Genomic DNA, 13,636 nt, shown 5'->3' on the forward strand with positions numbered 1-13,636 from the left:
CTTAACTTCTATAATCGCCGTTGATGCTGATATAGCCGTGGGTCAGGTCGCAGGTGAAGACGTGCGCCACGGCCTTGCCGACGCCGACATCGACCGTTATCTCCAGCTCCTGGTTCTTCATATAGGCACTCATCGCCACCTCATCGTAGGTGCGCGACACCGCGCCGTGCTCGGCCGCCACCAGGTCGCCGAAGCGGATGCCGAGACGATCGCGGTCGACCGGCTCTTCCGTCTTGCCGACCGCCATGACGATCCGGCCCCAGTTGGCGTCTTCGCCAGCGATCGCCGTCTTGACCAGCGGGCTTTCGGCGATCGACTTGGCGATCTTGCGCGCAGACGCCGGCGACGACGCGCCCGTGACATTGACCTTGACGAACTTGGTGGCGCCTTCGCCGTCGCGGATCAGCTGGCAGGCCAGCGAATGCATGACCTTTTCCAGCTTGTCCTTGAAGTCGGCCAGGCGCTTGTCGCCCGCCCGCGCGATGCGCGGGGCACCAGCGGCGCCCGTGGCGAACAGCAGGCAGGTATCGTTGGTCGACGTGTCGCCGTCGACCGTGACACTGTTGAACGTGGTGCGCGTGAACAGGGCCAACAGGCTTTGCAGCACGCCCGGCGACAGAGTCGCGTCGGTGACGATGAAGGCCAGCATGGTCGCCATGTCGGGCGCGATCATGCCCGAGCCCTTGGCGATGCCGGCGATACGCACCTGGACGCCGTCGATCTCGGCCGTCTGGTAAGCGCCCTTGGCAAAGGTGTCGGTCGTCATGATGGTCTGCGCCGCCTCATGCCAGGCATCGGCGCGCAGGTTCTTTTCGAGGTCGTAGAGGCGCGAGGCGATCTTGGAATCGTCGAGTACGACGCCGATGACGCCGGTTGAGGCCAGCAGGATGTCGCGCTGGCGGCAGTCGATGCGCCGGGCCAGGGACGACGCTGTCCGCCGCGCCGCGTCGGCGCCCATCTTGCCCGTAAAAGCGTTGGCGCAGCCGGCATTGACGATCAGGGCGCGGACGCCATTGCCTTCGTTGGCTTCGAGCTGCTTCTTGCACCAGTCGACCGGCGCCGAGCCGATCGTGTGCCGCGTGAAAACGCCGGCGGCTGTGGTCCCTTCGGCGAACTGCATCAGCAGCACGTCCTTGCGCTCATGCTTGTAGAAGCCGGCGCGGTCGCAGGCCAGCTGCACGCCGCCGACCGGCGGCATGTCGGGCAGGGATACCGCCAGCGGCGAGACGGCCAGGCCCGGCTTGCCCGGCGCGGCGGCCGGAGCCTCGGTTTTGACGGCGTCCGACGGCGCCAGCGACGACGCCAGTTCGGCGCCGTGCTGGACGGCGCGCTTGATGGCGCTGGTTACCGGTTCCAGCGCGCGTTCAAGCCCCTGCACCGGCGTCGGGATGCTGGTCGGAGACTTGGGGGATTTGGCCATGGCGCGGCTCCCGGAAACAGTTAAGGACGCCCGCCCCTTACCAGAGTTGGGCGCTTTGGCAATGGCAGAAATGCGGCGGGCCGAAGGAATGAACCTCCGGCCCGCAAACGATGTCGGTATCGCGATATCCGCCCTACTTCTTGCCGGCCGAGGCCGGGGCGAAGAAGTGGTGGCCGCCCGTCGGATCCTTGCCCGGCAGCAGCATGCCGGCCGGCTTGGCGGGCGCCTTCGGCTTGGCCGCCACGGACGACGAGGACGAAGACGACGCACTGTCCTGAACCTCGTCGGCGGCCGGAGAGGCCGAAGCGTCGGCGGCATCGGCCTTGCCGGCATTGGCCGGTTCCTGGTCGTCGCCGTCGCTCAGGGCCGATTTCGGCACCAGGTACTTGACCTGGCTTTTGTCGCGCAGGGTCTTCAGGATGCCCGCGACCTGGTTGTAGATCAGGTAGCGCATGATGACCGGACGCTCTTCTTCCAGGGTCGGCATCTGCTCGGGACGGCGATCCTCGACGCGCAGCACGGCCCAGCCGCCTTCAGTCTGGACGGGGCCGACCGTATCGCCGGTCTTGGCGGTCAGCAGCACGCTCTTGAACGATTGCGGCATGATGTCGGTGGTGACGTAGCCCATGTCGCCGCCGTTGAAGCGCGTCGCCTGGTCGATCGATTTTTCCATGGCCAGGGCCTCGAACAGGCTGCCCGACTGAAGCTGCTTCAGGACGACGTCGCCGTCGGCGCGCGTCTTGACCAGGATGATGCGGGCGCGGATTTCCTCGGACGTCTTGGCCAGCTTGACCTGGTCGTCATACTGCCCCTTGACGGCCTTTTCGTCGATATTGCGGTCGATGGAGTTCTCGACCAGCATGTCGCCGAGGATGCGGTCGCGGGCGGCGGCCAGGCGGCGCTGCGCGGTGATCGAGCGGTCGAGCCCCTTGTTGGTCGCGGCCTTGGCCAGCAGGCGCTGGTCGATCACTTCCTCGAGGGTGCGCGCGAACAGGTCCGACGTCATGTCCAGCGGTTCACCGGGGCCGATCTGGCCCTGCGCCACCGCTTCGGAGCGCACGTCCGAAGACCAGATGGTGTGGCCGTCGACGCGCGCCACGGCGACATCGCCCGGCTCGGGCGGGCGTTCGTTTTCCTGGGTACGATTACAGGAGGCCAGCGTCAGGCCGGCCGCCAGCGCCGCGGGCACCAGCAGAAAGGTCCGAATCCGCTTCCAGTCCGAAAACGCAAAAAGTTTGTTGATCGTCTTAAACACAAGGCCCCCAGCCCGGTCACCCACGCGCTTCTGCATAAAACTTTCCTAAAGCACGAGCCGGTCCCGGCTCCCGCGTTGACATACACTATTCCGCCGCTTAAGTCAGTCCCCATGCTTGAAAAGCGGTTTTTTCCACTTAACTGATGGGCGAAGGCAAAAGGCAAGGCGCACGAAAAGCTTCTAAGCAAGAATTGCGCCAGAAAAATGCCCGATGAAAATGCCTAGAATACGCCCCGGTGCAGTCGAACGAATATAGTCCGCTGATCCGGTAATAGCTTTACTCCGGTCCCGTTCGCGAGGCCGTCCGTTCTTAAGGTTTCTCATGCTGGCTATCGCCAAGATGCTGTTCGGGTCGTCCAACGACCGTAAAGTCAAGTCGATGATGGGGCGCGTCCAGCGCATCAACGCGCTTGAGCCCCGCTACAAGGCGATGAGCGACGACGAGCTGCGGCATCAGACCGAGCTGTTCAAGGACCGCCTGGCCAAGGGCGCCACGCTCGATTCGCTGATGGACGAAGCTTTCGGCGTCGTCCGCGAAGCCGCCTGGCGCGCCATCGGCCAGCGTCACTACGACGTGCAGCTGGTCGGCGGGATGATTCTGCACAAGGGCGGCATCGCCGAAATGCGCACCGGTGAAGGCAAGACCCTGGTCGGCACGGCCCCGGTCTACCTCAATGCCCTCGAAGGCAAGGGCGTTCACCTGATCACGGTCAACGACTACCTGGCCAAGCGCGACGCCGAATGGATGGGCCGCGTCTACCGCTTCCTCGGCATGTCGACCGGCGTCATCGTCAACGGCCTGTCGCAGTCGCAGCGCAAGCAGGCCTACAATTCGGACGTGACCTACGGCACCAACAACGAATTCGGCTTCGACTACCTGCGCGACAACCTGGCCTACAGCCGTAACGAAATGGTCCAGCGCGGCCACAACTTCTGCATCGTCGACGAAGTGGACTCGATCCTGATCGACGAAGCGCGTACGCCGCTGATCATCTCGGGCCCAACCGAGGACCGTTCGGAACTGTACAAGATCCTCGACGCCACCATGCGCGAGATGATCCAGGACCCCGACACCTTCGAGCTCGACGAAAAGCAGCGCCAGGTTCTGCTGTCGGAACTGGGCTCGGAACGCCTCGAAGAGATGCTGACCCTGGCCGGGCACATTTCCGAGGATACGGCCGGCCTCTACGACCCGGCGAATATCAGCCTGGTCCACCACGCCAACCAGGCCCTGCGCGCCAACACGCTGTACCAGCTGAACCGCGACTATATCGTCAAGGACGGCGAAATCATTCTGATCGACGAATTCACCGGCCGCATGATGACCGGCCGCCGCCTGTCGGAAGGCCTGCACCAGGCCATCGAAGCCAAGGAACGCGTCGATATCCAGCCCGAGAACCAGACCCTGGCCTCGGTGACGATCCAGAACTATTTCCGCATGTACACCAAGCTTTCGGGCATGACCGGCACGGCCGCGACCGAAGCACCGGAATTCCACGACATCTACAAGATGGACGTGCTGGAAATCCCGACCAACCGCCCGATCCAGCGTATCGACGACAACGACGAGGTCTACCGCACCGAACACGAGAAGTTCGAGGCCATCGCCGCCCTGGTCGCCCATTGCTACGTCAAGGGCCAACCGATCCTGGTCGGCACGGCGTCGATCGAAAAGTCGGAACAGCTGTCGGAATTCCTGAACAGCTACACCTACTCGGCCGAACAATCGCGCACGCTTAAGCCGGAATATGCCAGCGCCAGCAAGAGCGACGTGCTGAAGCTCGGCGAAGCCGCCTACGACATCGTGTCCAAGTCCGGCAAGGGCATCCCGCACAACGTGCTGAACGCACGCTTCCACGAGCAGGAAGCCGAGATCGTCGCCGACGCCGGGACGCCGGGCGCCGTCACCATCGCCACCAACATGGCCGGCCGCGGTACCGACATCCAGCTCGGCGGCAATGTCGACATGCGCGTCCAGAAGTGGCTGGCCGACGAGGATGCCGCAGGCCGCGAAGTCAGCCAGGAGGCCCTGTTCGCCAAGCGTGGCGAAATCGAGGCTCAGGTCGCTGAACTCAAACAAAGGGCGCTGGCCGCCGGCGGCTTGTTCGTCCTCGGCACCGAACGTCACGAAAGCCGCCGTATCGACAACCAGCTGCGCGGCCGTACCGGCCGTCAGGGCGACCCCGGCCGCTCGAAGTTCTTCCTGTCGTGCGAAGACGACCTGATGCGGATCTTCGCCGGCGACCGCCTGAACCAGATGATGAAGTCGCTGGGCGTCGCCGAAGGCGAAGCCATCACGCACCCGCTGCTCAACGGCGCCATCGCGACGGCCCAGAAGCGCGTGGAACAGCGCAACTATGAAATCCGCAAGAACCTGCTGAAGTACGACGACGTGGTCAACGACCAGCGCAAGGCCGTCTTCGAGCAGCGCCAGGACTTCATGGACGCCGAAGACCTGTCGGAGCTGATCCATGAATTCCGCCAGGACACGATCCACGACCTGGTCGAACGCCACCTGCCGCCCAAGGCCTATGCCGAGCAGTGGGACATCCAGGGCCTGAAGGAACAGGTGTTGGTGCTGACCGGTCTCGACCTGCCGATCGAGGTCTGGGCGGCCGAGGAAGGCATCGCCAACGAGGAAATCGAGGAACGCCTGCAACAGGCGGCCGGCCAGAAGATGACCGAACGTCTGGATCTGCTTGGCGAAGAACAGATGGCGGCCCTCGAAAAGCAGTTCCTGCTGCAGATGATCGACATGCACTGGCGCGAGCACCTGATGCACCTCGACCACCTGCGCGCGGTCATCGGGCTGCGCGGCTACGGCCAGCGCGATCCGCTCAACGAATACAAGACCGAAGCCTTCACCCTGTTCGAACAGTTGCTGGTCAACCTGCGCCATTCGGTCACGCGCTGGCTGATGACGATGGAAATCCGCTTCCAGCCGCCCGAGCCCGAGCAACTGCCGGAAATGGCCCAGCAGACCCTGGCGCCGCAGCGCCAGTTCCAGGAAGTGCACCTCGACCCCGTCACCGGCCACAACGAACGCGCGGCCAAGCTTTCGGACGACCTGTCGGCCGAGGACCGCGAACGCCTGCCGCATACAGCCCTGCCGGGCGGCTGGGAAAATACGCCGCGCAACGGCCTGTGCCCTTGCGGTTCGGGCAAAAAGTTCAAGCACTGCCACGGCGTGCTGGTCTGATACAGGCCACAGTTACGAAACAACGAAGGGCAGGACCAGGGTCCTGCCCTTTTGTTTTCCCTGTTGCTGGCCCTATAAGCCCTGCCAGCCGGTATATGTGCGGCTTCAACTCGACAGCCGGTATCGGTTGCCGTAAAAAGCTGCCCTGCGGATGGAGAGCCCAATGACCAAGGTTAAAGTCGCCGGATTCGGCGTTTCGCTCGACGGCTTCTCGGCGGGCACGGACCAGAGCCTGGAAAATCCGCTGGGCGTGCGCGGGCCGGAGATCTTCCAGTGGTTCTTCCCGACGCGGACCTTTCGCGAAATGGTGGGAAAGGACGATGGCGAAACCGGTCCCGACGACGATTTCGCCCGGCGCGCCATGGACGGGTTCGGCGCCTTCATCCTGGGTCGCAACATGTTCGGCCCCATTCGCGGCGAATGGCCGGATGACGAATGGAAAGGCTGGTGGGGCGACAATCCGCCCTATCACGCGCCGACCTTTATCCTGACGCACCATCCCCGCGCGCCCATCGAGATGCTGGGCGGAACGACCTTCCATTTCGTCAGCGACGGCATCGACAGCGCCCTTGAACAGGCGCGCGCCGCGGCAGGCGGCAAGGACATCAAGATCGGCGGCGGCGTCGAGACCGTGCGGCAATATATCCAGGCGGGCCATGTCGACGAAATCCACCTGGCGGTCGCGCCGGTGGTGTTGGGCCAGGGAGAAGCCCTGTTCCAAGGTCTCGATCTGCGCGCTTTGGGCTACCGGACGGTCGAGCACGTGGCAACCGGCCGCGCCACGCATATCGTCCTGGCCAGATAGGCGCACAGGTCACACCGGATAAAATAACGGCCCCGTAACGGGATGGTTAAGATTCAAGCATTGACCGGAGCGGTGTTTAAGGTATCGTCCCCTTATATTTCCGGTTAGGGGATTTACCATGCGCGTATTGCATGTCGCTTGCCTTGCTCTGTGTCTGTCTCTCGCCGCCGGCGCCGCTTCGGCGCAGGAAGTCGTGGCGTCCGCGCCCGACGGCATCGTGACGGCTGACTCGCTGGCCACCAGCGCCGTGGCCCAGATCAACGACGCCGCCATCGACGCCGCCGCGCAGAAGAAGATCGACCTCTACAAGCAGCTGATGGAACTGAACGGCGTGGCGCGCAGCGTGCGCAATTCGCTGGACGCCACCAAGACCTCGACCCGGACCATCGTGCTCGAGCGCGCCGGCAAGACCAGCCTGACGCCGGCCGAGGACGCCCGTTACAACACCATCGCCGACGCTGTTCTCAAGGACACCGAGACCAGCGTCATCGACGAAATCGCCCGCGTCCAGTCGCAATCGTTCAGCGCCGAGGAAATCCAGCAGCTGATCGCCGCCAATTCGTCGGTCGCCGCCGCCAAGTACAATGCAGGCAAGTTCACGGCGCCCGACAACAATGCCGACGAGATCCAGACCTACATGGTCGAAGCCGTCGTCAAGATCGTCAAGACCTTCAAGGAGTCGGTGTCGAGCTGACATATCTCCAAGTACTGGCCCCGCGGGGTTTTTTGGGGAAGCGGTGAAAAATTCGGCCGCTCATATCGGGGCATTTGTTTTCGGGGGATTCCTGTGTCGTACGTTAGTCGCTCTTCGCTGGCCTTGCTGTGTGCGGCACTTGTGACCGCACCGGCGGCGTTTGCCGGCACCACGCCCGACATGACGCCTCCCAAGCTGGCGCTCGACGCCTTCCTGGCGCAAAGCCGCCTGCTGCATGACACCTCTCCCAAGCCGCAGTCGAACATCCAGCCGCAAACCACGGCCGATGCCGGCAAGCCCCTGTCAGCCTCGTCATCGAAGGCCATCAGCGACATTCTGTTGAAATCGGGCAATGCGCTCGACGCCGACAGCACCAGTGTGAACCTGGCCATCGGCCAGGGCCGCCTGCCCGTCATTCCGGCCATGGCCGAACTGGATCATGCCACCTCGCGCGCCATGGTCGCCGCCTTTACGCGCCCGGCCGGCGTCACGGCCGAAGACCGGGCCCAGATCGCCGCCGCGGCGTCGTCCGACCCCGCCATGGACGAAAAGGTCGCCCTGGTGCGGACGCTCTACCGTGTCGACGGCACCGACGCCCTGCTGCGCCGCTTCGTGGCCACGCAGCACATGCGGCTGATCATTACCGAGGTCAACAACCACATCCAGATCAGCCAGCTGTCGGAAGCCGACCGCTACCGCCTGTCGGCCATCGCCGCCCAGGCCGAGACCGATCTGGAAGACAAGATCCTGGGCATGGACGCCAAGGCCCAGGCGCGCGCCCTGTCCAAGCCCGAACTGCTGACCCTGATCGCCGCCTTCGACAGCGACGCCCAGCGCAAGATGACGCAGCTGCGGCTGGCCGATTCCGGCAAGCTCGATCGCTCGATCGACCTCGATGTCTCGATGGCCCAGCTGCAAATCGTCAAGAAGTACGAAGGCGGGGAATAGGCCCTACCGCGTTTCGGCCATCAGCGCGTTAGACGCGCCTTCGAGCCGCGCCTTCATCTCAGCCATCAGTTCGCCGCGCTTGAGGCCCGCCGGGATCGGCGGCAGGAATTCGAACACCACCGTGCCGGGCCTGCGGTCGATGCCATGGCCGGGCCAGAACTGGCCGGAATTGGTAGCCATCAGGTGGCACGGCACCTCAAGATCGCGATAAAGGGCCGCGACACCCGGCTTGTAGTCGGGATCGTCGCCGGGATCGGAGCGCGTACCTTCCGGGAAGATAACGATCTGGCGGCCGTCTTTCAGCCGGTCGCGGCACAGCGCGACCATGGCCTTGAGCGCCTTGGCGGCGTCTTCGCGGCGGATGGCGACCATCCTGGTCCGCCAGGCGTACCAGCCGAAGGCCGGCAGGTACATCAGCGACTGTTTCAGCACATAGGCCGGGCGGTCCATCACGACGAAGGGCGCGATGGTGTCGAGCATGCTCATATGCTTGCCGGCAACCAGGGCCGCGCCTCTGGGCCGGTGTTCCAGGCCGCGGAATTCGACGCGGATACCGACGATCCAGCGGGCGCCGAACAGGGTTGCCTTCGCCCACCAGCGGATGGCGGCCATGGCCGCGCCTTCCGAGATCAGGAGCAGGGGCAAAAGCCCCACGCCATAGACGGCCATGGTTCCGTAGAGCCAGAAAACGAACAGAAGCGACCGGAGCCGCATGAAGGCAGATGTCACGAAGCGTATCCCGCTGCGGTTTTGGCGCTGGCCGATACGGCATCGGCGGCGGCGCTGTCTTCCGAGCCCGACTTGACGTCGTGGCCCTTGCCCTTGTCGCCGAAAGCGCGCGAGATCGACAGAATCATGTCGCGGCCCAGGATGGCAAGATATTTGTTGTATTCGATCACCAGGGTGCGCGTACCCTTGGGCGACTTCCACCACTTGCGCGTATCGAGATCGGGCGACGGCACGGGATACGGAATGAGCGTGGCATCCGGCATGTCGGCCTTGAGCTCGAGCAGCGAGCGCGGCATGTGGTAGTCCGAGGTCACGACGATCAGAGTGTAGAAGTCGTGGCCGCGCGCCCAGTCGGCGATTTCACGGGCATTGCCGACCGTATTTTCGGCCTCGTAGCCCAGGTCGACGCAGCATTCGTAGAGACGGCGCGAGCCTTCGGTGACGTCCTGGAGTTCGGAACGCTTGACCTTCTGGTTGACGCCGGAAATGAACAGGCGCTGGCCCTTGCGGTGGTCGAGCAGTTTCATGCCTTCGCGGAGGCGCATGTCCGAGGCGCCGGTCAGGACGACGATGGCGTCTGCAGGCTGTTCGGGCTCGATGGCCGGGGTCGAGTCGATGACGCGGTTGGCGAAGACGAACAGTCCCGCCCCCCACAGGAGCACTATCACTACCAGCGCGATCGCCGTGCGCATGCCCTTTACCGCGCCTCCCCTTCGCTTGCCCGCTCTCCTCACGCCCGCCGTCCTCATGAACGCGGGTGCCCCAACAGCCGTACGGTGACCATACGCGCCGTGATACCGGCGATCACCGCCACCAGCACCGGGCATGGAATTAATATTAACAGGTCAAACCATGAAATGGGAAGAGCCAGCGTCAAGCTTTGCGTCGTTGCGGTGAATTTTAATGCCGCTCCGGCCAGCGCGGCGGCCACCGCACCGAACAGACCCGACTGGAAAGCCATGCGGGCAAAGCGATACTGGAAGCGTTCGGCGATAAAGATATCGGTGGCGCCGCACAGCGACAGCACGTCGACCACGTCGGCGCGCGCCGTCAGCGAGGCGCGCGTGGCGAAGCCCACGACTGCAGCCGTCGCCGAGCCGATAATGACGAAGATCCCCAGGGCGAACAGGCGGATGGTCAACGCGCCCTGTTCGATATATTTCAACCATATCGCATGGTCGTCCAGGCTGGCGTCGATGCCGTTGCTGATCAACGCGTCCATCAGCGCCCGCGAACGCGGGGGGTGACGGGGATCAAGATGAACCTCGACCAGGTTGGGGATCGGCAGGTCGTCGAGGATGACGTCGCCCAGCCACGGCTTGATCAGGGCCTTGGCCTTTTCGGGCTCGATGGCCACCGCTTCCGAGACGCCCTTGACGCCGGCCAGGACCTCTGCGGCCTTGGCGGCGGCGACCGATCCCGTCTCGAGCCCGGTCGGCCGGACCTGGATCGTGACCTCGGCGCGAATATCGCGCGACCAGCCGGTGGCCGCCCGGTCGGACGCCACCACGGCCAGCCCCGCCAGGCAGGCCAGGGTGCACAGGACGGCGATGACGTAGTGCAGCGCGACCTCGCGCTCGTCCTGCGCCGGCAGAAGGTTGCGCGTGCCCGCCTGGGACAGCTTCGACAGGACGGCATCGACGGCGCTCATGCGGCGCTGCCTTTCGGACCGCGGCGATACAGCTCCCCGTCCTTCAGCTCCAGCACCGGCATGCCCGAGGCGCGCACCAGGCTTTCGTCGTGCGTCGCGATCAGCACCGTGGCGCCCAGCCGGTTCAGCTCGATGAACAGGCGCATGATGCGCAGACCCATGGCGTAGTCGATATTGCCGGTCGGCTCGTCGGCTAGGATCAGGGTCGGCCGCGTCACCACGGCGCGCGCGATGGCCAGGCGCTGCTTTTCGCCCCCCGACAGGATGTGCGGCATGGCGGTCAGGCGGTGCTTCAACCCGACCCAGCTCAGAAGCTCGGTCACGTCCTCGCGGAAGGTTTTGAAATGCTGGCCGTGCACCACCAGAGGCAGGGCCGCATTGTCGAAGACATTGAGGTGGTCGAGCAGGCGGAATTCCTGGAAGACGATGCCGATGCGGCGGCGCAAAGCCGCGCTCTGCGCCCGGTCTCCGGTACGGATGGTTTCGCCGAACAGGGCGACCTCCCCCAGGGTCGGACGCTGCGCCAGGTAGATGAGGCGCAAAAGCGATGTCTTGCCGGCGCCCGATGGCCCCGTCAGGAAATGGAACGAGCCGGCCGGAAGCTGAAAGCTGAGATTCTTGAGGATGTAACCGCCATCTCCGTCATTGGCCTCGTCATTGGCGCCGTAGCCCAGGCTGACATCGCGGACGTCGACGACGATATCGTCGTCACTTCGTCCTGGGCCACCCTTGACGATGGCGCGTGTGTCGGCGGTTGGGGAATTCATGAGCCTCGGGAATGCCTTCTGGCAATGCTTGACCGGTTGTTAAGACTTTTGCGGGAATAAGGTTAAGAAGCCGTGTCGGCAACCCTCGCCCGGCAAATTACCGATTCGCCCTGTCCCCGTCACCATGATCCTCAGCTGCCCGAACTGCGCAACGCAATATAAGGTGAACGAAGCGGTCATCGGGATGCGCGGCCGCACGGTCCGCTGCACCGCCTGCAAGACGACGTGGCACGCCGAGGTTCCCATCGACCTGCGCTACAGCGAAGGCCGCCGTCCCGAGGACGACGAACCCGAAGACGCAACACCGACCAAGCCAGAGCAGCTCAAGAGCGTCAAGGCCGGCATCCTGCCGGCCAAGTACCGCGCCATGTTGTCGGCCCAGGCCAAGATCCGCGCCGTCGCCATCGAAGGCCTGGTGTGGGGCGGGCTGGCGGCCCTGGCCGTGCTGGCCGTTTCGCTGGCCTATGTGCTGCGGGTCGATATCGTCCGCGCCTTCCCGCGTATCGCCGGCGCCTATGCCATGGTCGGGCTGAAGACCAACGGCACCAACCTGCAATTCGGCGACCAGAAGGCCACGACCTCGCTGAAAGGCGGCCGCTTCGTGGTGACCGTCGAAGCCCAGGTCAAGAATGTCAGCGACGATCCCGCGCCGGTGCCGCCGGTGCGCGTCAAGATGCTCGACGCCACCCAGGCGCAGTTCAACTCCCTGCTGATGCCGCCGGGCGGACTGGTCGTGGCGCCGCATGCCACGCGCACCCTGACCTTCGACGTGCCCGACCCCAAAAACCAGGTGGCGGGACTGGATCTCACCTTCGACCTCGAAGCCATGAAGGCCATGAAGTCCGCCAAGCCGCACGCCGCGGGCTCCACGACCAAGCCCCATGAGGCCGCCGCGGGCTCCGAAGCCGCCTCCCCGCAAGAGGGGCATCCCGCTCCGGTGCAGGCCCCCGCCCCGGCCGCGCACGGTCCGGACGACCACGCCGAGGCCGAAGGCGCGCTCGATTCGGACGCCGGCGCGGCCAATGCGCCCGTGTCCAACCGTGAAGTGCCGCCGCTGCGCTCCACATTGTCAGCCGACGGCCACCATGGTACGGGCGAGGGATAATGAATGCCCCAGCCGTTCCCGCCGTCCTTCTGAACGAAACCGAAGTTGCCGCCCACGTCGCGGCCGTCGCCGACAGGCTGGCCGCTCGCCTTAAGCCCGAATGCGTCGGCGTCTGTTTGCTGACCGGCGGCATCTGGTTCGCCGCAGACCTTACCCGCGCCCTGTTCCGCATCGGTCATAACCTGGCCTTCGATGCCCTGTGGCTGTCGTCCTATGGCGACGGGCAGGAAAGCGGCACCATGCTGATCCGCGCGCCGCTACAGCGTTCGGTCGAGGGCCGCCAGGTATTGATCATCGACGATGTGCTGGATACCGGCGCCTCGCTTAAGATCGCGCGCGACATCTGCCTGGAAGCGGGCGCGGCCGAGGTCATTACCTGCGTCTTCGCACGCAAGCCTGATCCGCTGAAGGAAGGCGCACGCCGCCAGACCGAAGCCGATTTCATCGCCTGGGATGCGCCTGCACGCTACCTGGTAGGATACGGTCTCGACAGCGGCGGGCTCTATCGCGCCCTGCCCTATATCGGGGCTCTGGACTAAGTCTACTTCTGCGCCACTTCCGTCGCCGCTTGCGTCTTGGCGAACGGACAGAAGCCTTGCGCGATGCGCGAGGCCGGCACCGGCCCCTGGATCAGCAATCCCATCAGGGCTGCCATCAGGGCGATGAAGCGCAGGGCGAACGGGTCCGAAACCGCGATGCCGGCCTTGGCCTTGCCGATGCGCAGCTTCGGCTGGTCCAGCTCATGACGCATGGCCAGCAGGCGTTCCGGCTTGACGCCATTGTCGACGGCCAGGCGGGTATTGAGCTCGGTAAAGGTCGGCTGGCGGAAGCGCAGGACGGCGCGTACGCAGGCGAAGACGGCCACGACCAGGCCGGCCGCCAGGATGCCGGCGTGAACCAGCGGCGGCAGGTTGAGGAACAGGCCCCATTGCGCCGCGACAGCGACCAGCAGGGCCAGCAGGACGAAGGGGAACAGCGCGGGCAACAGGCGCTCCCACACCATCACCGCCCGCGTCCAGAACAGGGCGCGATTGAGGTTCGAAAACGGCCTGCTCAAAGGTCC

The 13,636-nt window shown here is 64.8% G+C and carries 13 protein-coding genes; 6 read left to right on the forward strand and 7 right to left on the reverse strand.

What is annotated here, in order from left to right:
• Position 1: 1 nt before the first annotated feature.
• On the reverse strand, positions 2-1,420 hold the full coding sequence (gene argJ / locus AB8717_RS17725; protein ID WP_443748641.1) for a bifunctional glutamate N-acetyltransferase/amino-acid acetyltransferase ArgJ: 1,419 nt from the start codon (positions 1,418-1,420) through the stop codon (positions 2-4).
• 133 nt (positions 1,421-1,553) lie between these two features.
• Complete coding sequence (locus AB8717_RS17730; RefSeq protein WP_443748642.1) at positions 1,554-2,711, reverse strand: peptidylprolyl isomerase; 1,158 nt, start codon at positions 2,709-2,711, stop codon at positions 1,554-1,556.
• A gap of 286 nt (positions 2,712-2,997) precedes the next feature.
• Between AB8717_RS17730 and secA the strand changes: the two genes are divergently transcribed.
• From secA to AB8717_RS17750, 4 genes are all read left to right on the forward strand, one after another.
• Positions 2,998-5,874 carry a preprotein translocase subunit SecA gene (gene secA, locus AB8717_RS17735; protein WP_443748643.1) on the forward strand — a complete coding sequence of 959 codons (2,877 nt, stop codon included), beginning with the start codon at positions 2,998-3,000 and terminating at the stop codon, positions 5,872-5,874.
• A gap of 163 nt (positions 5,875-6,037) precedes the next feature.
• Complete coding sequence (locus AB8717_RS17740; protein WP_443748644.1) at positions 6,038-6,679, forward strand: dihydrofolate reductase family protein; 642 nt, start codon at positions 6,038-6,040, stop codon at positions 6,677-6,679.
• Positions 6,680-6,797: 118 nt separating this feature from the next.
• Complete coding sequence (locus AB8717_RS17745; RefSeq protein ID WP_443748645.1) at positions 6,798-7,373, forward strand: hypothetical protein; 576 nt, start codon at positions 6,798-6,800, stop codon at positions 7,371-7,373.
• Positions 7,374-7,466: 93 nt separating this feature from the next.
• Entirely contained in the window at positions 7,467-8,321 is an 855-nt protein-coding gene (locus tag AB8717_RS17750; protein WP_443748646.1) for a hypothetical protein, read from the forward strand.
• Between the two features lie 3 nt (positions 8,322-8,324).
• On the opposite strand, the gene AB8717_RS17755 is transcribed toward AB8717_RS17750, so the two are convergent.
• Genes AB8717_RS17755 through AB8717_RS17770 form a run of 4 tightly spaced genes read right to left on the reverse strand, consistent with a single transcriptional unit; the run spans position 8,325 to position 11,468 of the window.
• Entirely contained in the window at positions 8,325-9,050 is a 726-nt protein-coding gene (locus tag AB8717_RS17755; RefSeq protein ID WP_443748647.1) for a lysophospholipid acyltransferase family protein, read from the reverse strand.
• Positions 9,047-9,742: a YdcF family protein gene (locus AB8717_RS17760; protein WP_443748648.1), complete on the reverse strand. Its 696-nt coding sequence runs from the start codon at positions 9,740-9,742 to the stop codon at positions 9,047-9,049. The genes AB8717_RS17755 and AB8717_RS17760 overlap by 4 nt, the downstream gene beginning before the upstream one ends.
• A gap of 53 nt (positions 9,743-9,795) precedes the next feature.
• Positions 9,796-10,701 (reverse strand): cell division protein FtsX, encoded by a 906-nt coding sequence (locus AB8717_RS17765; protein WP_443748649.1) that lies wholly within the window; start codon positions 10,699-10,701, stop codon positions 9,796-9,798.
• Positions 10,698-11,468: a cell division ATP-binding protein FtsE gene (locus AB8717_RS17770; RefSeq protein ID WP_443748650.1), complete on the reverse strand. Its 771-nt coding sequence runs from the start codon at positions 11,466-11,468 to the stop codon at positions 10,698-10,700. The genes AB8717_RS17765 and AB8717_RS17770 overlap by 4 nt, the downstream gene beginning before the upstream one ends.
• Before the next feature lie 163 nt (positions 11,469-11,631).
• On the opposite strand from AB8717_RS17770, the gene AB8717_RS17775 reads away from it, so the two are divergent.
• Positions 11,632-12,573 (forward strand): MJ0042-type zinc finger domain-containing protein, encoded by a 942-nt coding sequence (locus AB8717_RS17775; protein WP_443748651.1) that lies wholly within the window; start codon positions 11,632-11,634, stop codon positions 12,571-12,573.
• A complete protein-coding gene (locus tag AB8717_RS17780) occupies positions 12,573-13,112 on the forward strand; it encodes a phosphoribosyltransferase (RefSeq protein ID WP_443748652.1) in 540 nt (179 codons plus the stop codon). Before AB8717_RS17775 ends, AB8717_RS17780 begins: the two co-directional genes overlap by 1 nt.
• Positions 13,113-13,114: 2 nt before the next feature.
• Here AB8717_RS17780 and AB8717_RS17785 read toward each other — a convergent pair whose 3' ends face one another.
• Complete coding sequence (locus tag AB8717_RS17785) at positions 13,115-13,630, reverse strand: DUF4175 family protein (protein ID WP_443748653.1); 516 nt, start codon at positions 13,628-13,630, stop codon at positions 13,115-13,117.
• Positions 13,631-13,636: the final 6 nt, after the last annotated feature.

It is taken from the genome of Asticcacaulis solisilvae (assembly GCF_052327315.1).
Taxonomy (GTDB): domain Bacteria; phylum Pseudomonadota; class Alphaproteobacteria; order Caulobacterales; family Caulobacteraceae; genus Asticcacaulis; species Asticcacaulis solisilvae_B.